Source organism: Corynebacterium incognita, assembly GCF_014217255.1.
Classification (GTDB): Bacteria; Actinomycetota; Actinomycetes; order Mycobacteriales; family Mycobacteriaceae; genus Corynebacterium; species Corynebacterium incognitum.
In genome coordinates, this window is the sequence record NZ_CP059404.1 from 1,998,491 (window position 1) to 2,018,007 (window position 19,517).

Consider the following 19,517-nt stretch of genomic DNA (forward strand, 5'->3'; position numbering starts at 1 on the left):
TGAAAGGTGTGGCACATGGCCATTGGCATTATTATCGGTTCGGTTCGCGAAGGACGCTTGGGTGAGTCTGTGGCGCAGTGGGTCTTGGAGCAGGCACGGGCCCGTGGCGGTGAGCACGCGTACGAGCTTGTCGACCTCAAGGACTACCTGATGCCGCTGCTGGACGCGGAGGTTCTCCCGGCCGCTGCCGAAGGCAAGTACGCCGACTCCCAGGTCACCGCGTGGGCTGAAACCGTGGCCAAGTACGACGGCTTCGTCATGGTCACCCCGGAATACAACCACTCCGTCCCCGGCCCGCTGAAGAACGCGGTGGACTCGCTGTTCGTGGAGTGGGCGGGCAAGCCCATCACCGTGCTGGGCTACAGCTACAGCGGCGGCCAATGGGTCATCCCGGCGTGGCTGCCGGTCCTGGAGAACCTCAAGATGAAGGTTGCGGAGAATACCGTGTCCTTCTCTATCGCGGATAACACCAACGACGCCGGCCTCGCCGTCACCGACGCCGTGGCCGAGCAGCTGCGCGTGGCCCTCGACGAGATCGAGGCTGCCCTTTAATTCGTTCATTGCCCTTGCGGTCGGTCATGGCCCGCCAGGGCAATCACCGGGAGTGGATGAGGTTTTGCGCCTTGGCTAGGCCGTCAGTGACCACGAGGCGCGCGGCCTCCACGGCGGTGGCAATGGCCTCGTCGAAGCCCGGGCCGGAGTCCACTCCGCCGAGTACCCAGTCCACGATCGGCTGTCCGTCCTGCGGGCGGCCGATTCCCATTCTCACCCGCAGGTAATCGCGGGTGCCCAGGTGCTCCGACATGCTCTTGAGGCCGTTGTGTCCGTTTTCGTTGCCGCCCAGCTTGATGCGGGTCTTGTGGGCGGGGAGGTCCAGCTCGTCGTGGAGAACGATGATGCGCTCGGCAGGGATGTCGAGCGCCGCGGCGAGCGCGCCGACTGCCTCGCCGGAGAGGTTCATAAACGTCGTTGAACGCACAGCGAGTACCGCGGCGTCGCCAAGCTGTAGCGGTGCCACCTGTGCCTTCACGCCTTTGACGGGGGTGAGGACGTCGCCAGTGGCGGCTAGCAGGTCATCGATGGCCATGTAACCCACGTTGTGGCGCGTCGCCGCGTACTTCGGACCCGGGTTGCCCAGGCCTACGATGAGCCACTCAGCGTTCAAATCGTCGAGTTCCAAGGCAGAAGATATGGAAGCTGCGGTGCCGCGAGACAATGCGCCGCGGTCGCGGGTGAAGCGTGAAAAGAAGTCTTTGATAAAGGACACGACCCCGATTGTCTCACATAGGCTGGGGCCCATGATTGACGTTGCATCCTCTGTCCTCGTCGCGCCCATGGCAGGCGGCCCCATCACTCCTGCGCTCATCAAGGCCGCCGAGGCCGCCGGGTCTTTCGCTTTCCTACCGCTGGGGCGCGTGGCCCCACAGCGCGCCCGTGAGTTACTCGCGGAACTGGAGGGACACCGCTTTGGGGTGAACCTGTTCTATCCCCAGGAGCCCATCACGGAGGAAGCCGAGCAGTGGGCGCGGGCGCTGGCCGACGAATTGGGGGTGGAGTACCCGGACGTGGACTACACCTTTGACTACGCCGAGCTTGTCGACGCCGTGCTCGCCGCGCCGACCCGGCCTGAAGTTTTTTCCACGATGTTCGGCTGCCCACCTGCCGCGGAGGCGGCGGCCCTGCAGGATGCCGGCATGGAGGTGTGGGCGACGGTGACCACCCCAACGGAGGCGATCGCTGCGCGGGAGCGGGGTGTGGACGTGATCGTCGTCCAGGCCGCCGCGGCCGGCGGCCACCGCGGAACGTGGGAGGTGGAGGCCACCCCCAACGAGTTTCCGCTGCGCGACCTCGTGGCGCAGGTGCACGCTGCGCTGGCGGAGTCAGGAGCATCAGAGGAAGCAAAGAGTATCCCGCCGCTGGTGGCAGCGGGCGGGTTGCGCGACGCCGCGGAGGTCGCCGAGGCCTTGACTTGGCCGGGCGTGGCCAAGGTGTCGTGTGGTTCAGCGTTTTTGCTCGCCGCCGAAGCAGGCACGAGTCCGGTCAACCGGGCGTTGATTCGCCGCGGGGGTAATACTGTAGCTACCAGGGCGTTTACCGGCCGTGTGGCGCGCGGCATGGAAACCGCGTTCACTCGCACTACCCCCGCCGCGCCGGGCGCCTACCCGCACCTGAACTCCCTCCTGGGCCGCCTGCGACCGTCGGCAAGCCTGCAGGACCTGGGCAGCTCCAAGCCCGGCGAGCTGGATTACGCTTACTGCCTCGTTGGGGTGGAACCGGAACGGATCAGCGGGGGTAGTGTGGCGGAGGTACTACAGCGCCTAAACAAATAGGTGCCGGGTGGAGGATGTAGAATTTGGGGGAACATTTGTTGAATTCCCCCACACATGAGAAGGAATGATTCCGTGAGCGAGAACGGCAACCTCAGCAACGCAGGACACCTGGACTGGGACCAGCGCATTGAAAACGCGCAGGAAATGATCCCGCTGATTCACCAGCTGCACCGCAACAACAACGTCGTCACCTCTGTTTTCGGCCGCCTCCTCGTAGGCGTGACGGACATTGACATCATCAAGTCCCACCGCTACGCCCGCCGCATCACCGACCGCGAGCTGAACACCGCCGAGACCCTGCCCATCCTGCGTGAGCTGGTGGACATGAACCTGGGCACCGCAAGCCTGGACCTGGGCCGCCTGGCCCAGGGCTTCCAGGACTCCGGCAGCGAGGACCTGCGTGGCTACCTTGAGTCCGAGCTCGCAGAGATCGTTGGCGCCGGCTCTAAGGCTGAGCCGCGCGACGTCGTGCTCTACGGCTTCGGCCGCATCGGCCGCCTCCTGGCCCGCATCCTCATCGCTCGCGAGGCTGCCTACGGCGGCGTGCGCCTGCGCGCCATCGTCGTGCGCAAGAAGGGTGACGGTGACATTATCAAGCGCGCCTCGCTGCTGCGCCGCGACTCCGTGCACGGCGCCTTCAACGGCACCATCACCGTGGACGAGGAGAACGAGGTTATCTGGGCCAACGGCACCAAGATCCAGATGATCTACGCCAACAACCCGGCGGAGATCGACTACACCTCCTACGGCATCGACAACGCCATCGTGGTGGATAACACCGGCGCGTGGCGCGACCGCGAGGGCCTGTCGCAGCACCTGGAGTCCAAGGGCGTGGACCGCGTTCTGCTCACCGCACCGGGCAAGGGCGACATCAAGAACATTGTCTACGGCATCAACCACGGCGACGTCGTGGACGAGGACAAGATCCTCTCCGCAGCATCCTGCACCACCAACGGCATCACCCCGGTGCTCAAGGTCATCAACGACCGCTACGGTGTGGCCCACGGCCATGTGGAGACCGCGCACTCGTTCACCAATGACCAGAACCTCATTGACAACTTCCACAAGGCAGACCGCCGCGGTCGCGCCGCCGGCCTGAACATGGTGCTCACCGCCACCGGCGCGGCGAAGGCTGTGGCGAAGGCTGTGCCGGAGTTCGCTGGCAAGCTCACCGGCAACGCCATCCGCGTTCCTACCCCGGACGTCTCCATGGCTGTGCTCAACCTGGAGCTGGAGAAGGAGACCACCAAGGAGGAGGTCAACGACTTCCTGCGTAACGTGGCTCTGCACTCCGACCTGCGCCAGCAGATCAGCTACATCGCCTCCCCGGAGGTCGTGTCGTCTGACTTCGTGGGCTCCACCCACGCTGGCGTTGTGGACGGCTTGGCGACGATCGCGTCCGGCAAGCACCTCGTGCTCTACGTCTGGTACGACAACGAGTTCGGCTACTCCAACCAGGTCATCCGCATCGTCGAAGACCTGGCCGGCGCCCGCCCGACCGTGCTGCCGAAGCGCGTAGCTCCAGAAGAGCTGTAGCCACCTTGGCGGGGCGCATGCGCCCCGATAGATAAAGGGCGTTCCTCCATAGCATTGCATTGCGGTATAGGAACGCCCTTATTTTATTTCTGTATCCAGCCTTTTGTTCAGTCATAGCGGTGGACAACCGTTAGGCAGAGTCATGATGAGCAGAGACCGGTTTATCCCAAACTGCGAAGGCAAACACGACGACGCATGAAACAACGGCGATCGTGAGAGCGTAGCTGGGCTCTTCTGGGAGCAGATAGGCCACCGCCGTCGAGAGAAAGAGAAACACCAGCAGGGAAAGTGGTGCGGGCTTGTCCTTAGCGGGGGCGAAGATTTTTCGCCCGACTGCAATCACAACAAGAAGTAGCACTGGAACTAGGGCGAGCCACAGATTTCCCATTGCCAAGAAGTAGATGTATGCGCCGAACGCTGCGCAAAGAGCTGCGCTTTGAACGAGTTTCATTGCCGATTCAAGTTCCTTAACGGTAGACAGGATGCTCGTTACTATTTTGTATCCGCGCATACCCGCTGCTTTGCACCGCTGCAGCCAAACATACTGATGAGCCCCAGCACAGCGCCGCAGGCTATGCCGCCAACGACGGAGATACCAAGCAACGCGCAAACGATGGCAGCACCGGCTCCACTCCCAACAGTGCACAGAGAATTTACTGATCTCAGACAAGCATCGTAGCCGGTGCCGTAATCGGGAGCAGAAGCTCGTGTAGTGCTTCACAGTGTTGGCTTGTCTTCAGAACGAATGACTTCTCCTGTTTCATCAATCGTACCTTCCCATATCTGCTGGGCCTCTGAGAACACCTCAGCGTCGAATCCGTTGGTTGTAGTGTTTTTCCCGGAAGCGATATTCTTGCTCCTTCACAACCGTTCGTAGATTCATATCAACGGCGTGAAGCTCGATTGCCGTGGTGTCGCTGCCGATATTGGTGGCAGAATAGATGACAAAGTTTTCTTTGTCTCGCCTTTCGACGATGTAGTTATCAGTATTAAGCTCAGAATTACTTGCCGTATAGCCCTTTACCCCCAGAAGATGGTCCTGTCCTTGTGAAATGCGGCGGGGTGACTTGTCAGGGAAGGCGATCCGGAGGACCTCGCTTTTTTGGCGGCCAGTCGCCAGTCTTTTTTCTACGTCGCTAGGAAGCTGGATCGATTGGACATTGATGGGTTGTGTCGATGGGTTGTGTCGCGCTTGCAGAAGGAATTTCTACAAGAAAGAGCGCGCAGGTGATTGTTGCCAATGTGGCAATGATTTTTGCAACGTTCCGGTGGGCTGTTCCCGAATCAAAGTTTCCTCCTGAGAGAGAAGTTATAATTCGATTGTGATTGGGTATAGGTAGTCAGCTAAAATCTTGCGAGGCCTGCGGAGCCCTAATTGCGGGGTTAGGGCGCAATCTAGTTAGATTGAATTAGCCCTTCGATATCGTTCAACCGCGTCACGTTCTCGATTTGGCCGAGTCCTTCAATCGTGATTCGTGTGGGTTGGCCGTTGCGGAGGAAGGCCTGCGGTTCGCGGGCGAAGCCGACGCCCTCCGGGGTGCCGGTGGCGATGACATCGCCTGGGTTGAGCGGGTAGAGGTGGGAGCAGAACTCGATGAGCTTAGCCACGGAGAAGATGAGGTTGTCGGTGTTGTCGTGCTGGCGGACCTCACCGTCAACGGTGGTGATGAGCGATGCCTTATTGCCCGGAGCCCACTCGTCGCTGGTGGTCAGCCATGGGCCGAAGCCCGCGGTGCGGTAGAACGACTTGCCCTGGTGGAACTGGGTGGTGCGGCGCTGGAAGTCGCGCAGCGTGTAGTCGTTCATGATGGCGTAGCCGGCGGCGTAGTCCAGCGCCTCCGCCGCGGAAACCTGGTGCGCGCGTTGCCCGATGACCACGGCGAGCTCGCCTTCGTAGTCCGGCTGGGCCTGGGCGAAGGGCGGGAGATCCACGTCGTCGAAAGGCCCGGTGAGCGCGTCGGCGAACTTGATGAACAACGTCGGGTGATCGGGGAAATCGCGGCCCATCTCGCGGACGTGTTTGGCGTAGTTCAGGCCGGTACAGATGATTTTCTCCGGGCGCGGGACAACGGGAGCCAAGTCCTTGCGCCCGAACTTGATCGAGCGCGCCGCGGCGACGCCCACGGTGGCGGACTCGGCGACATCGCGCCAGTCTGGGTACTGGAGGAGCTCGCCGACGTCAGTGACGCCCGGGATGAGGATCGCTGAACCTAGGGCCTCACCGGAGGCGGGGTGGGTGGCGGCGAAGTCAATCGGCTCGGTGATCACGGCTGCGGCGGTGGCCACCGCGTCTGAGCGCTCGTCGGTGCGGATGGTCGCTAACTTCATGGCCTATTTCAACATCCTTTCCACTTCGTCGGCAGCATCCGCACACATGATGGGGATGTCCGCTTGTTCCTGCTTGCCAAAGGGCTTGAGCACGAAGGCAGCCGGATCCATGCGCCCTGGGGGACGACCGATCCCCATCGCGACGCGCGTGTAGTCCTTGCTGCCCAGGGATGTGGTGCAGGACTTGAGCCCATTATGGCCATGATCGCCGCCGCCGGTGCGGGCCTTGATCACGCCGAAGTCTAATTCGAGCTCGTCGTGGATGACCACGACGTTGGCAGTGGGCACCGAGAAGTACTTGGCCAGGGCGGACACCGGCCCACCGGAGAGGTTCATGAACGTACGCGGCGTGGCAAGAACCACTTTGCCAGTGCCCAGGCGCCCGGCGGCAAGTTCGGCGACCATGGCATTGGTCTTCTTGTGGGTGCTCAGGGTAGCGGGCATACCTGAAGCGCGGCCCAGGAGCTCGTCAATGACGTCGTAGCCGATGTTGTGGCGCGTGCCCGCGTGGTGAGGCCCGGGATTGCCTAGACCGACCACTAGCACGGTCTCGGAGGTATTCAAGGAAACGTTCACGCCACCTATTGTGGCACAACAAAAACCCCGCGCCGCCAGCCCTCACGAAGTGGGGCGGCGGCGCGGGGAGTTGCACAGCCAAGATCGGGGCTGATGTGCCCCGGCGAGGGGAGCGACTACTCGGAGTCCTCAGCCTTTTCCTCAGAGGACTCAGCGCCAGCCTCGGCGCCGCCTTCCTCAGCAGCCTCAGCGGCAGCCTCAACCTCGGCATCCTCCTGCGGAACAGTCACAGACAGGATGACGGTCTCTGCGTCGGCCACCAGGGTGGTGTCTGCCGGCATGGTCAGGTCCGCAGCGGTGACCACAGCGCCGTCCTCCAGGCCTTCCACGGAGACCTCGATTTCGGAAGGAATGTTCAGAACGTCTGCCTCGACCAAGAGCTCGTAAGCGTCCTGGTTGACCATGAGGCCCGGTGCCGGCTCGCCGACGACGGTGAGCGGAACCTCAACCTCGGCCTTCTGGCCACGGACGATGGAGAGCAGGTCAACGTGGTCGATGTCCAGGGTCAGCATGTTCTGATCCACGTTCTTGACCATGGTCAGGTGCTGCTCGCCGTCGATCTCCAGCTCCAGAACGGCGTTGACGCCCTCGTTACGGACCAGTGCCTGGATGTCCAGCAGCGGAACGGCGAAGTGGATCGGCTCGGTGTTCGAACCGTAGATAACACCTGGAACCTTCCATGCCTGGCGCAGGCGGCGGGACGGGCCCTTGCCGAATTCGGTACGTGCTTCTGCCTTGATTACTGGGCGCTTATTAGCCATGAGTTACTCCTTGAGAAAAGTTGTTGATGGCGGCGAGGTTTTGCGACCCTAGAGACGACAAAAGCCTGCCGATGGACGTCTTGGACGAGTCATCGCAGGCTGAGATAAAGATCAAGCAAGCATGAACTTGTTAAAATCGCGTCGATAACGGCCTTTGCACTCCATCGGGAATGTGCAGCAGCCCTCGCCGAGACGTCGACTAATGTAGCACGCCGACCCCGGCGATTCCAAACCGCCAAGGAGGGCGTTAGTGGAGGTTTTTTAGTGCCTCGCGGCGCGACAATGGGGACAGGTCCGCGTGGTATGCGCGGCAGAACTCTTGCACCCAGTCCGGGTCGTGGTGCGCCACGTCCCGCAGCGCCCAGCCGATGGCCTTTTCAATGAAGAACTTCGGCCCCGGCCCGGCAAAGGGGTGTTCTTCCCAGCGCAGGCACGTGGGTGAGGTTGCTAGGTTTGCGGCGATGGCCTGGGTGAGGAGGTCCTTGTCCAGTACGCCGTCCTTGGCGAAGCCCAGCTGGCACAGGACGCCCACGCGGCGTACCCACAGGTCGGGGTCAGTGGCCCAGCTCGCCAGAATGGGACGCGCGGCGTCAGGTTCGGTGCGCAGGGAAGTGCCGGCCACCTTTGCCAGATGGTCCACCGTATCCCACCACGATTTGGAGGTGATGAGCACCTTGAGAGTGTCCAGTTCCGCGGCGGGGAGTGTCTGGCGCCGCAGGTGATCCACGGCGACGTACTGGAACTCCCGTTCGGGCTCATCCCAGCAGTCATCCACCAATTCCCAGTCCAAGGGGCGGCGGGCTAAAAGATCCTTCACGGCTTGGCGACGTCGCGTGGAGTCGATGCCGAGGAAAGGGAAGAGGTCCTGCATATACCCGGCCATCCCCACCGCGCGGGGTTCATCCCGCAGGGGGTACAGCCGGTCACGCAGGACCTCAATGAGGGCAGGGGAGCCCGACTCGAAAGTCGCGTTCACCTCTTAGGCTTCGCCCTCGAACAGGGTGGTCACGGAACCGTTTTCGAAGATCTCGTGGATCGTGCGTGCCAGCAGCGGCGCGATGGACAGCACGGTCAGATTGGACCAGCCCTCGGTGGACTGCGGCAGGGTGTCGGTGGTGATGACTTCCTCCGCGCCGCACTCGGACAGGCGCTCACGGGCCGGATCGGAGAACACGCCGTGGGTACAAGCGATGACCACGGACTTGGCGCCGGCTTCCTTGAGCACGCGGACCGCACCGGCGATGGTGCCACCGGTGTCAATCATGTCATCGAGCAGGATGCAGTCCTTGCCCTCAACGTCGCCGACAACGCGGTTGGCTACAACCTGGTTGGCCACATCCACGCTGCGGGTCTTGTGTACGAACGCCATCGGCGCATCGCCCAAGTCGTTGGCCCACTTCTCGGCAACCTTCACGCGACCGGCGTCCGGGGACACCACGGTGAGGTTGTCCATGGAGTACTTGGATTTGATGTAGTCCGTGAGGATCGGCTGCGCGTGCATGTGATCCACCGGGCCGTCGAAGAAGCCCTGAATCTGATCCGTGTGCAGATCAACGCTAACGATGCGGTCCGCACCGGCGGTCTGCAGCAGGTCGGCGACCAGGCGGGCGGAAATGGGCTCACGGCCGCGGTGCTTCTTATCCTGGCGGGCGTACGGGTAGAACGGCAGGATCGCGGTGATGCGCTTGGCGGAACCGCGCTTGAGCGCATCAATCATGATGAGCTGCTCCATCAGCCACTTGTTCAGCGGCTGGGTGTGCGACTGCATCACGAAGCAGTCCGCGCCACGCACGGACTCTTCGAAGCGGATGAAGATTTCGCCGTTGGCGAAATCACGCGCCGTGGTTTCTACGAGCTCAGTACCCAGTTCCTTGGCCACTGCCGTTGCGAGTTCCGGGTGAGCACGCCCGGAAAACAGCATCATGTTCTTGTGGCTCTCGGTTACCTTGCCTGTCATGCGATGTGAGGACCCTTCTTGATATGTGGGGTGTTGACTATTCGCTGGCCTTCTCAGCAGCTTCTGCAGCCGGAGTGCCGGGGCGCTTCTTTACGACCCAGCCTTCGATGTTGCGCTGCTTCCCGCCAGAGACGGCGAGTGCTCCCGGAGGAACATCGTCCTTAATCACTGTACCCGCACCCGAGTACGCGCCATCACCGACGGTGACCGGCGCGATGAACATCGTGTCCGATCCGGTGCGCACGTGACTGCCGATGGTGGTGTGGTGCTTGTTCACACCGTCGTAGTTGACGAAGACGGAGGAGGCACCGATGTTGGAATGCTCACCCACGGTCGCATCGCCGATGTAGGTCAGGTGAGGAACCTTGGAACCGCGGCCAATCTTGGCGTTCTTGGCCTCCACGAAACCACCGAGCTTGCCCTCCTCGCCCACGATGGTCTTCGGGCGGATGTAGGTGAACGGGCCGACGTTGGCGTTAGTGCCGATGATGGAATCCTCGCCGTGGGTACGGATGACCTTCGCGCCCATGCCCACCTGCATGTTGGTCAAGGTGGTGTCCGGGCCGATTTCCGCGCCGTCCGCGATGGAGGTTGCGCCCCACAGCTGAGTGCCTGGGTGGATGATGACGTCGCTGCCGATCGTGACGTTCACGCCGATCCAGGTGGACTCCGGATCCACGATCGTGGCGCCACCCAGCATGGCTGCCTCGACGGTGCGGCGGTTGAGCTCACGGCCGGCCTCTGCAAGTTGCACGCGGTTGTTCACGCCAGCAAGCTCGCGGGGATCGGCGGCCACGTGGGCGCGCACCGGGTGCCCAGCCTCGCGGGCGATAGACAGCACGTCGGTGAGGTAGAGCTCGCCCTGTGCGTTATTGGAATCCAGCTTGCCCAGCGCGTCGCGCAAGATGGCGCCATCGAAAGCGAAGACACCGGAGTTGACCTCACGGATCGCCTTCTGTGCGTCATCCGCGTCCTTCTGCTCCACGATGGCGGTGACGTCGCCGGAGGAGTCACGCACGATGCGGCCGTACCCGGTAGGGTCTTCCAGCTCCATGGACAGCACGGTGACGGCAGCGTCGGCTGCGACGTGCGCGTCAAACAGCCCGCGGATGGTCTCCGCGGTGAGAAGTGGGACGTCACCGTTGGTCACGATGACGGTGCCGGAGTAGTCCGGCAGCGGCTCCAGACCGCACTGGACAGCGTGGCCCGTACCATTTTGCTCTTCCTGGACCGCCTGCAGGACCTCGCGGTCCAGCTCAGCAGCAATCTGCTCTACGGCCGGCGAGACCTGGTCGCGCTGGTGGCCCACAACGGACACGATGTGCTCGGGGTCGATACCACCGGCGGCATGGAGAGCGTGGCCAAGCAGTGAGCGGCCACCGATCTCATGCAGCGTTTTCTGGGTGCTGGACTTCATACGGGTGCCCGCACCAGCGGCGAGGACGACAACTGCGCAAGGGGTCTGCTGTGCCACGAGGGAGGAACTCCTTAAAAATCGATTGTGTTACATCACAAATCATCGTTTGTTCGCGTTCCAGCATAACGGTCTACCCGGACATGAGGGTGGTGACGGCGAAAATCCAGTTGCACTCACGTCTCATGGGGTCTGCTGTGCGGGCGCAGAGACTTCGCGCAACCGGGCCGCGCGCCAGACTCCCACCAAGCCGGTGAGAGCAAGGAACAGCAGTGCAACCTCGGTGCCGATGAGAGCAATTAAGGAAGAGATGCCGCCCACGAGCAGCAGGATGATCCCCATCATGGTGTTCGCCGCGCCCACGTACTGGGTGCGCTGATCACCTTCGGCCATGTCCACCACGTAGGTCTTGCGTCCCACGCGGACTGCCGTGTGGGCGAGCGTCACACCGAAGAACGCCACTGGGAAAGCCCACGCCGTCACCCCGTCTGGCGCCCACTGGGCGCAGGCCAACGCCGCCAGGATCACCAGGGATGCCACCAGTGCGCCGTAGGCCATGACGTTCTTGGACGAGCGATCTGACATCGCGCCGGAGATGCGGCCGCCCACCAACGAGGCCAAGCCGGAGGCAATGACGAAGGCGCCGAGGCCGCTGAAGTCCTGCCCGCGCGCGGACGCCAAGGACACGATAAAGGACGTCGACAAGGCGCTGACCAGCAGCAGGGAACGGACGATGACGAACTCGCGGAAGTTGGCGTCGTCAGTAAACAGCGTCCAGGTGTCCTCCCACCAGGACTTGTTGGTGCCCTGCGGTTCAACGTCTGATTCCGGCTCGATGATTCCGCTAAAAGACACCGCGGACGCCACCCAGGCGGCGGCTCCCAGGAAAATCAGCGCAGCCAATGCCCAGCGGGGTAGGGGCTGCGGGGACAGCGCCAGGCCTACACCGACGGCCAAGGTGGCGAGCCCGCCGAGCGAGGTGGCGCGGCCAGAAACTCGGCCGCGGCGGCCCTTGGAAATCGTCCTGCCTTGGACGTCTTTCGACGCGATGGAACTCAGCGCGCGAAACAGTGACAACACCGCAAGCAGAAGGAGGATGGTGACGCCGAGGGCGACGCCGTCGACAAGCAACGCCGCCACGCCCATGCCCGCCGCCGCGGCAGCCTGACCGTAGGACGCCAACAGCCATAGCTTCTTTCGGGAGGACTGGGTGGTCACCCACGGGGTGAGCGCGGCCTGCGGGAGCATGGAGCCGGACTCGCGCAGCGGGACCAGCCAGCCGATGAAGAACGCCGGCACGCCGGCCGTCTGGAACAGCCAGGGCAGCACCGTCTTTGCAGCAACGATCTGGTCTGCTAGGTTGAGCAGACCGTTCGACCACACAAAGCGGCGGGCATTGTGGGCTTCGTTCGGGGGAGCCGGATTCTGTGCCATGCCAACAATCTTATGCGCAGGTGTTGGCCCACCCCGAGATGAGCGCGACCTTACTCACAGGATCAAACTTTTCATTGATGTCGCGGGATACCATAGCCTTGATATGGAGCCTTGACATGGCCCTAAGTTCCCAATATCGCCTTGATGATCGCCACCCGTAGGAAGGACCCCCTGTGACCGCGCCCCACAACACCCAACCCCGCCGCTTCGACCGCAGGACCTTCTTCCGCGGCGCACTCTTCGTGGGGCTGGGCGCCACCGCCGCGGCGACGGTGGCATCCTGTTCGGACTCCGCATCCGACAAGGCACAGCGCACCCAACCCGCACCGCGTGGGGCAGACGCCCCGGCCCGTGCCCTGCCTATCCCGCCGCTTGAGGAAGGCACTAAGAAGGGCACTTCACGCACCATCATGCTGACCGCAGCCGCGTCCACCGCGGAGATTGTGGCCGGAACTCAGACCAAGACCTGGGGTTTCAGCGCCGACTTCCTGGGGCCTACGCTGCGGGCGAAGCGTGGGGAAAAGGTTAAGATCTCCGTCACCAACGATCTGGATGAGATGACCACGGTGCACTGGCACGGCATGAAACTGCCCGCCAAGGCCGACGGTGGCCCGCACACCCCGATTGAGCCGGGGAAGACCTGGGACGCGGAATTTACCGTGGACCAGCCAGCTGCCACGGTGTGGTACCACCCGCACCCGCATGAGCGGACCGCGCTGCATTGCTACCGCGGCCTGGCCGGAATGTTCATCGTGGACGACGAGGTGGAAGAAAAGTTGGACCTGCCACGCGAGTACGGCGTGGACGACATCCCCGTCGTGGTGGTGGACGCGAAGTTCACCGATGATGGACAGCTGGACGAGACCACCGATCCCACCTTCGGTCTCAAAGGCACCACGCCGCTTGTTAACGGCATTACGAACCCGGAGCTGACCGCGAAGTCCACGCGCCTGCGCCTGCGCCTGCTCAACGGCGCGGGCATGCGGTTTTATACCTTTGCGTTGTCCAATGGGGCACCGCTGCAGATCATCGCCACCGACTCCGGGCTTCTCGACGCCCCCGTGGAAGCCGACGAGGTCCTCATGGGTCCGGGCGAGCGCGTGGAAGTGGTCATCGACCTCACACCAGGCGAGGACGTTACGCTGCGCTCGGTGGCCCGCGACGACAACTTCGGAATCCCGGAACCAGAAGGCGCCGCGGCGGAACAAGCGACGGGCGATTTCGGCTTCCGCGACGAGTTCGACATCCTACGCATCAAAGTCCCCGCCGAGCTCAAGGCGCCAGAAAAGCCATTGCCTGCGAAGCTCGACCCTGCCGCGGCGGACGTTCCAGCGGCCGACGGGCTCAAGCAGCGCGACTTCGTGCTCAACACCTTCATGATCAACGGCGAGCACATGGATATGAACCGAGTGGACGTGGTCATCGACCACAAGAAGCCGGAAATCTGGACCGTGACGAATGAGAACGCGGACTGGCCACACAACTTCCACATCCATAACTGCCGCTTCAAGGTGCTAGAACTCAACCAGGTGGGTACGGATGTCAACGTGCCCACCATCGGTTGGAAAGACACCGTGGACCTGCCGCCGAAGTCCACCGCGAAGCTCCTCGTGGACTTTGCTTGGCACCCCGATCCGAAGATTCCGTATATGTTCCACTGCCACATGCTGTTGCACGAGGACAAGGGCATGATGGGGCAGTTCGTCATGGTGGAACCCGGCGATGAACCGGCACTACCGACCCTCGAGCACGGGGCGCATGGCGGCCACTCCGGTCACGGCACCGACTCTGGAAACGGCGACGCCGCCGGTGCGGGTGCAACCGGCGGCGCGAAAGGTAACCCGGGCGGGCATCAGAAGAACCTGAGTGTGGAGTAGCCCGACTTGTAGTCTGGGACGGCTCCTACCAGGGGCTAGTACATGTACACGGTGGCGTTGTTTCCACCCTTGCAAGTGATGAGGCGGCCGTTCTTGCCACACTTCATGGTGTAGGTCTTGCCGGTCGCCGGGCTCGTGGCGCGGACGACTGGCTTAAGGGAGTTGCGGACGTTGTCTTCGGTGGGATTGAGGCCCTTGATCTGCTTGCTCATCACGGCCTTGGAGAATCCGCAGGAGGTGTTCGGACCCGCGGCGATCATGGACAGGCCGTAGCCGTCACCGTAGACGCACACGCGGGCCTTCTGTCCGCGGATGGTGATGGTGTCGCCCTTGCTTGCCCCGGCGAGCAGCTGGCGCATGATGGGATCGCGGCGCGAACCGTCGTAGCGGGAACCCTTGCTTGGAGCGGAGGGGCGCTTGGTCACGGGCTTCGGCGCTCTTTTTTTAGGCGCGGCGCCGGGCAGGAAGGAATTGATGAAACGCGTGGCGTCAGCGGTGGCCTTCTCCACGGCGTAGGACGAGGACTGCAGGGGATCGATAGCGGCGGCCTGGGGGACGGACAGGGCGGTTGTGGTGGCGATGGCTACTGAAGTCAGGATGCGGCGAAAAGTAGGCATATTTCAAACATAATTGACTGGGGGCAGTGGCGCTAGGAGAGTGCAGAGGCCTGCCGAGAGGTGCGCGGAAAAGCTCGGCGAAAAACGCGCAGGAAAAATGAAAAGCTTCCCCACCAGGACTCGAACCTGGAATGACGGTACCAAAAACCGTAGTGTTGCCATTACACCATGGGGAATTGCGCGAGCGCCCGTCTATCTTAACCGACGAGAGCCCGCGAGTAATAAATGGGGCGGGTGCGGGTTAAACTGGCAGCCATGGTTCAAAAGCGGATGACCGGGCAGATGCGCCGCGAGCAGCTCATCGAAGTGGGGCGCGCGGCTTTTGCCGAGCTTGGCTTCGACGGCGCAGGCGTGGAGGAGATCGCGCACCGCGCAGGGGTATCCAAGCCTGTGGTGTACGAGCACTTCGGCGGCAAGGAAGGCCTGTACGCCGTGGTCATTGACCGGGAGATGCGGGCGCTGGAAGACGTGGTGATGGAAGCGCTCGTGAGCGGTTCCTGGAAGCAGCGCATCGAGAAAGCCGCGCTGGCCCTGCTGACCTACGTGGATGAGCAAACCGACGGTTTCGTCATCTTGGTGCGAGATTCCAAGCGGGGGACCGAGCGCAGCTACTCCACGTTGCTCAACGCTGCAGTCAACGAGGTGTCGTATATCCTCGCCGAGGCCTTTGAACACCGCGGGCTGGACGCGGCCTTGGCACCGCTGTACGCACAGGCGCTCGTCGGCATGGTGGCCAATACCGCGCAGTGGTGGCTGGACGTACGCAGCCCCGCCAAGGAAGAAGTAGCCGCACACATCGTGAACCTGTCGTGGCACGGACTACGGGGCCTGCAGCAGCAGCCGAAACTCAGCGCTTTCGACTCGGACACGTTGCCGGGAACGGCACCAGACAGCGCGCCGGAGGCTGAACCCGCTCCCGCACCGCCAGCAGCACCAGTAAAGGATGAAACGAACTAAGCATGGCTGACAAGATGGCCGATAAACAGGACTCCCGTACCACCGCACCGATGCTGGCGGGCCTGCTCAACATTGCCGCCACTGATCCGAAGCTTAAAGGCTTGCTCGCCAACGTGGGCGAGCCGGAGCTGCACATCACCGGCATCGACCAGGCGCGGCCGTGGGCGATTGGTGCGCTGGCACAGCGTGCGCCCGTCCTAGTGGTGACCGCCACCGGGCGCGAGGCCGAGGATCTCACCGCGGAGCTCCAAGCCATGGTGGGCGACAAGGCCGCGTTCTTCCCCTCGTGGGAGACGTTGCCGCACGAGCGGCTGAGCCCCGGCGTAGACATCGTGGGCCGCCGTGCGCAGGTGCTTGAGCGCCTGGAGCGTGACGACGTCCGCGTCATCGTCACCGCCGCGCGCGGTGTCGCGCAACCGCTATTGCGCGAGGTGCCGGGCCGTGAGCCGGTCGTCGTCCGCGAAGGCGGGGAGTACGACTTCACCGAGCTCGTAGAAGGGCTAAATTTCCGCGGCTACAAGCACGTGGACATGGTTGCCAAACGCGGCGAGTTTGCCACCCGCGGCGGCATCGTGGACGTTTTTCCCACCGCCATGGACTATCCGGTCCGCGTGGAGTTGTGGGGCGACGAGGTCACTGACATTCGTCAGTTCTCCGTCGCCGACCAACGTGCCATTGTGGAGGTTGCCATCTCGGAGGTGCGCTGCCACCCGGCACGCGAGCTCCCCATCACTGATTCCGTGGCCGCCCGCGCCGCGGAATTGACCACCAAACACCCGGGCAACGCGGCGCTTGTGGAGCTGCTCACCAAGGTTGCGGAGAAGATCCCTGCTGACGGCATGGAGGCGCTGCTGCCGGTCCTTGCGGATTCCCAGTTGGTGATGCTCACCGAGTTCTTGCCTGCCGACGCCCACGTGCTCCTCGTCGCCCCGGAAAAGATCCGGCGCCGCATCGACGACCTCGTGACCACCGACACCGAGTTCTTGGAGGCCGGCTGGGAGGCCGCCGCCATGGGGGCGGACGGTCCGCTTGCCGTCGAGGGCCTTGACGTGGAGGCGTCGAGCTACCGCTCCTATGACGCCCTCGAAGTAGGCGTCCGCAAGTCCGGGCATCCCTGGTGGACCTTCGCACCGCCCGGCATGATGCAGGGTGACGAGGACAAGTCCCTGCCGCTTGAGTTCGAGCCCGGCCCCACCCCGCGCGGTGATCTCAAGGAGATTGAGGTCATGATGGCCCAGCTCCTGGCGCACACCACGGCGGGCGGGCGCGCAGCGTTCATCGCCCCTAACCAGGGCGCCATCAAGCGCATGGTGGAACGCTTTGCTGAGCAGGGGATCCGCGCTAAGGTGGCCACCCCGGCCTGGGAGCCTTCGCCTGGCGAGGTCACCTTGTACCAGGCGTTGAGCCACGCGGGCTTGGTTTTTCCGAAGGTCCGCAAGCTGAAAGACGCCGACGCTCTGCCGCTCGTGGTCATCACCGAAACCGATCTCACCGGCAACCGTGTCTCAGACATCGCGGGCGCTAAACGCCGCCCCGCCAAGCGCCGCAACCGGGTGGATCCGCTCGCGCTCAAAACCGGTGACTTCGTGGTGCACGAAACCCATGGCATCGGGCGCTTCCTCAAGATGGCGGAGCGCACCATCCAGGCAGGTGATGAGACGTCGCGGCGCGAATACGTGGTGCTCGAATACGCCGCTAGCAAGCGCGGCCAGCCCGCCGACCAGCTCTGGGTTCCCATGGATTCGTTGGACTTGCTGTCCAAGTACACCGGCGGCGAGTCCCCGACGCTGTCCAAGATGGGCGGCTCGGACTGGAAGAACACCAAGAAGAAGGCGCGCGCCGCCGTGCGCGAAATCGCCGGCGAACTCGTGGAGCTCTACGCCAAGCGGCAGTCCGCGCCGGGGCACGCCTTCGCCTCCGATACTCCGTGGCAGGCGGAGATGGAGGACAACTTCCCCTTCGTCGAGACCGAGGACCAAATGCTGGCCATCGACGCGGTGAAACAAGACATGGAGTCCACCGTTCCCATGGACCGCGTCGTGGTTGGCGACGTCGGCTACGGCAAGACCGAAGTGGCGGTGCGCGCGGCCTTCAAGGCAGTGCAGGACGGCATGCAAGTGGCCGTGCTGGTGCCCACCACCTTGCTGGCACAGCAACACTTTGACACGTTTAGCGAGCGCATGCAGGGATTCCCCGTCAACATCCGGGTGCTCTCGCGCTTTACATCCACGAAGGATGCCAAGGAGATCCTTCACGGTCTGGCAGACGGCACGGTAGACGTCGTCGTCGGCACGCACCGTCTCCTCCAAACCGGGGTGCAGTGGAAGAACCTGGGCCTCATCGTGGTGGATGAGGAGCAGCGCTTCGGCGTGGAGCACAAGGAGCACATCAAGGCACTGAAGGCCTCAGTGGACGTGCTCACCATGTCGGCGACTCCGATCCCCCGTACCTTGGAGATGTCCATGGCGGGTATCCGCGAGATGTCCACCATCCTCACCCCACCGGAGGACCGCCACCCCGTGCTGACGTACGTCGGCGCCTACGAGGACAAGCAGGTGGCCGCCGCGATTCGGCGCGAGCTGCTCCGCGATGGCCAAACCTTCTTCATCCACAACAAGGTGGCGGATATTGAGAAGAAGGCCCGCGAACTGCGCGACCTGGTACCGGAGGCCCGCATCGTGGTGGCGCACGGTCAGATGAGCGAGGACTTGCTGGAAAAGACCGTCCAGGGATTCTGGGACCGCGAATACGACGTGTTGGTCTGCACCACCATCGTAGAAACCGGTCTGGACATCGCCAACGCCAACACACTCATCGTCGAAAACGCCCACCACATGGGCCTGTCTCAGCTGCACCAGCTGCGCGGGCGCGTGGGCCGTTCCCGCGAGCGCGGCTACGCCTACTTCCTGTACCCGAAGGGGGCGACGCTCACAGAGACCTCCTACGACCGCCTGGCGACGATCGCGCAGAACAATGATTTGGGCGCCGGCATGGCCGTGGCAATGAAGGACCTGGAGATGCGCGGCGCCGGCAACGTGCTGGGTGCGCAGCAGTCCGGCCACATCGCCGGTGTGGGTTTTGATTTGTACGTTCGCCTGGTGGGGGAGGCCGTGGAGACCTTCAAGGCGCTCGCCTCCGGTCAACCTTTGGACGCCACGGATCAGGGGCCGAAGGAGATTCGCATCGACCTACCGGTGGATGCGCACATTCCGGAAAGCTACATCAACTCGGAGCGCCTGCGCCTGGAGGTCTACCGCAAGCTCGCGGAATCCAAGGACAACAAGGACCTGCAGCTGGTCATCGAGGAGATGGAGGACCGCTACGGACCCGTTCCGGAGGAAGTCTCGCGCCTGCTCGCGGTGTCGCGCCTGCGCCACCAGGCGCGCCGCGCGAAGGTCTCCGACATCACGGTGCAAGGTACGCGCATCAAGGTTCACCCGGTGGATATGCCGGATTCCAAGCAGATTCGCCTCAAGCGTCTCTACCCGGGGTCCAATTACCGCGCTGCCGCGAAGGCCATCCAGCTGAGTTTCCCGAAGGCCGGGCGCACACTGACCTCGCCGAAGCTTCGCGACGTCGAGTTGCTGCAGTGGATGGCGGACTTCCTGGCGGACATGTTCGACATCGAGCCCACCAACGTCGACGGTTCCAAGCGTGAGCCCGCGCAGGCGGAGGCAGGCGCTCAGCCAAAGAAGGGTGGCGGGGGAGTGTTTTCCTTCAGTGAGTAGGA

The 19,517-nt window shown here is 63.2% G+C and carries 17 protein-coding genes; 6 read left to right on the top strand and 11 right to left on the bottom strand.

The window, feature by feature from the left end:
- Positions 1–15 precede the first annotated feature (15 nt).
- Positions 16–552 (top strand): NADPH-dependent FMN reductase, encoded by a 537-nt coding sequence (locus tag H0194_RS09310; protein ID WP_185175617.1) that lies wholly within the window; start codon positions 16–18, stop codon positions 550–552.
- Positions 553–595: 43 nt separating this feature from the next.
- On the opposite strand, the gene pth (H0194_RS09315) is transcribed toward H0194_RS09310, so the two are convergent.
- A complete protein-coding gene (pth, locus tag H0194_RS09315; RefSeq protein ID WP_246388888.1) occupies positions 596–1,267 on the bottom strand; it encodes an aminoacyl-tRNA hydrolase in 672 nt (223 codons plus the stop codon).
- A 31-nt stretch (positions 1,268–1,298) separates the two neighbouring features.
- Here pth (H0194_RS09315) and H0194_RS09320 point away from each other — a divergent pair, with 31 nt between their 5' ends.
- Positions 1,299–2,330: a nitronate monooxygenase gene (locus tag H0194_RS09320; protein WP_185175619.1), complete on the top strand. Its 1,032-nt coding sequence runs from the start codon at positions 1,299–1,301 to the stop codon at positions 2,328–2,330.
- A gap of 54 nt (positions 2,331–2,384) precedes the next feature.
- Positions 2,385–3,866 (top strand): glyceraldehyde-3-phosphate dehydrogenase, encoded by a 1,482-nt coding sequence (locus H0194_RS09325; RefSeq protein ID WP_185175620.1) that lies wholly within the window; start codon positions 2,385–2,387, stop codon positions 3,864–3,866.
- Between the two features lie 130 nt (positions 3,867–3,996).
- Here the strand turns inward: H0194_RS09325 and H0194_RS09330 are convergent, their stop codons facing one another.
- The 9 genes from H0194_RS09330 to H0194_RS09370 all read right to left on the bottom strand — a co-directional run bounded on the left by H0194_RS09330 (position 3,997) and on the right by H0194_RS09370 (position 12,336).
- Positions 3,997–4,317: a hypothetical protein gene (locus tag H0194_RS09330; protein ID WP_185175621.1), complete on the bottom strand. Its 321-nt coding sequence runs from the start codon at positions 4,315–4,317 to the stop codon at positions 3,997–3,999.
- 41 nt (positions 4,318–4,358) lie between these two features.
- On the bottom strand, positions 4,359–4,532 hold the full coding sequence (locus H0194_RS11215) for a halocin C8-like domain-containing protein (RefSeq protein WP_185176978.1): 174 nt from the start codon (positions 4,530–4,532) through the stop codon (positions 4,359–4,361).
- A gap of 729 nt (positions 4,533–5,261) precedes the next feature.
- A complete protein-coding gene (locus H0194_RS09340; RefSeq protein ID WP_185175622.1) occupies positions 5,262–6,194 on the bottom strand; it encodes a fumarylacetoacetate hydrolase family protein in 933 nt (310 codons plus the stop codon).
- A 3-nt stretch (positions 6,195–6,197) separates the two neighbouring features.
- A complete protein-coding gene (gene pth / locus H0194_RS09345) occupies positions 6,198–6,770 on the bottom strand; it encodes an aminoacyl-tRNA hydrolase (protein WP_246388889.1) in 573 nt (190 codons plus the stop codon).
- A 116-nt stretch (positions 6,771–6,886) separates the two neighbouring features.
- On the bottom strand, positions 6,887–7,531 hold the full coding sequence (locus tag H0194_RS09350; protein ID WP_185175623.1) for a 50S ribosomal protein L25/general stress protein Ctc: 645 nt from the start codon (positions 7,529–7,531) through the stop codon (positions 6,887–6,889).
- 247 nt (positions 7,532–7,778) lie between these two features.
- Positions 7,779–8,507: a DNA alkylation repair protein gene (locus H0194_RS09355; RefSeq protein WP_246388890.1), complete on the bottom strand. Its 729-nt coding sequence runs from the start codon at positions 8,505–8,507 to the stop codon at positions 7,779–7,781.
- Between the two features lie 3 nt (positions 8,508–8,510).
- A complete protein-coding gene (locus H0194_RS09360) occupies positions 8,511–9,488 on the bottom strand; it encodes a ribose-phosphate diphosphokinase (RefSeq protein WP_185175624.1) in 978 nt (325 codons plus the stop codon).
- A 37-nt stretch (positions 9,489–9,525) separates the two neighbouring features.
- Positions 9,526–10,962, bottom strand: coding sequence for a bifunctional UDP-N-acetylglucosamine diphosphorylase/glucosamine-1-phosphate N-acetyltransferase GlmU (glmU, locus tag H0194_RS09365; protein ID WP_185175625.1), 1,437 nt, complete (start codon positions 10,960–10,962; stop codon positions 9,526–9,528).
- 123 nt (positions 10,963–11,085) lie between these two features.
- Positions 11,086–12,336: an MFS transporter gene (locus H0194_RS09370; RefSeq protein WP_185175626.1), complete on the bottom strand. Its 1,251-nt coding sequence runs from the start codon at positions 12,334–12,336 to the stop codon at positions 11,086–11,088.
- 173 nt (positions 12,337–12,509) lie between these two features.
- On the opposite strand from H0194_RS09370, the gene H0194_RS09375 reads away from it, so the two are divergent.
- Positions 12,510–14,213: a multicopper oxidase family protein gene (locus H0194_RS09375; protein WP_185175627.1), complete on the top strand. Its 1,704-nt coding sequence runs from the start codon at positions 12,510–12,512 to the stop codon at positions 14,211–14,213.
- Positions 14,214–14,248: 35 nt separating this feature from the next.
- Here H0194_RS09375 and H0194_RS11020 read toward each other — a convergent pair whose 3' ends face one another.
- Positions 14,249–14,830: a hypothetical protein gene (locus H0194_RS11020; RefSeq protein ID WP_246388891.1), complete on the bottom strand. Its 582-nt coding sequence runs from the start codon at positions 14,828–14,830 to the stop codon at positions 14,249–14,251.
- Positions 14,831–15,085: 255 nt separating this feature from the next.
- Here H0194_RS11020 and H0194_RS09385 point away from each other — a divergent pair, with 255 nt between their 5' ends.
- Both H0194_RS09385 and mfd read left to right on the top strand, forming a co-directional pair.
- Positions 15,086–15,787 (top strand): TetR/AcrR family transcriptional regulator, encoded by a 702-nt coding sequence (locus tag H0194_RS09385; RefSeq protein WP_185175628.1) that lies wholly within the window; start codon positions 15,086–15,088, stop codon positions 15,785–15,787.
- Positions 15,788–15,837: 50 nt separating this feature from the next.
- Entirely contained in the window at positions 15,838–19,515 is a 3,678-nt protein-coding gene (gene mfd, locus H0194_RS09390) for a transcription-repair coupling factor (RefSeq protein WP_185176982.1), read from the top strand.
- The last annotated feature ends 2 nt before the right edge of the window (positions 19,516–19,517 follow it).

Coding starts and splice junctions, on each gene's coding strand:
- H0194_RS09360 (WP_185175624.1), bottom strand. CDS start 9,488: ATGACAGGCAAGGTAACCGAGAGCCACAAGAACATGATGCTGTTTTCC.
- H0194_RS09310 (WP_185175617.1), top strand. CDS start 16: ATGGCCATTGGCATTATTATCGGTTCGGTTCGCGAAGGACGCTTGGGT.
- H0194_RS09320 (WP_185175619.1), top strand. CDS start 1,299: ATGATTGACGTTGCATCCTCTGTCCTCGTCGCGCCCATGGCAGGCGGC.
- H0194_RS11020 (WP_246388891.1), bottom strand. CDS start 14,830: ATGCCTACTTTTCGCCGCATCCTGACTTCAGTAGCCATCGCCACCACA.
- H0194_RS09370 (WP_185175626.1), bottom strand. CDS start 12,336: ATGGCACAGAATCCGGCTCCCCCGAACGAAGCCCACAATGCCCGCCGC.
- H0194_RS09340 (WP_185175622.1), bottom strand. CDS start 6,194: ATGAAGTTAGCGACCATCCGCACCGACGAGCGCTCAGACGCGGTGGCC.
- H0194_RS09330 (WP_185175621.1), bottom strand. CDS start 4,317: ATGAAACTCGTTCAAAGCGCAGCTCTTTGCGCAGCGTTCGGCGCATAC.
- H0194_RS09325 (WP_185175620.1), top strand. CDS start 2,385: ATGAGAAGGAATGATTCCGTGAGCGAGAACGGCAACCTCAGCAACGCA.
- H0194_RS09350 (WP_185175623.1), bottom strand. CDS start 7,531: ATGGCTAATAAGCGCCCAGTAATCAAGGCAGAAGCACGTACCGAATTC.
- H0194_RS09385 (WP_185175628.1), top strand. CDS start 15,086: ATGGTTCAAAAGCGGATGACCGGGCAGATGCGCCGCGAGCAGCTCATC.
- mfd (WP_185176982.1), top strand. CDS start 15,838: ATGCTGGCGGGCCTGCTCAACATTGCCGCCACTGATCCGAAGCTTAAA.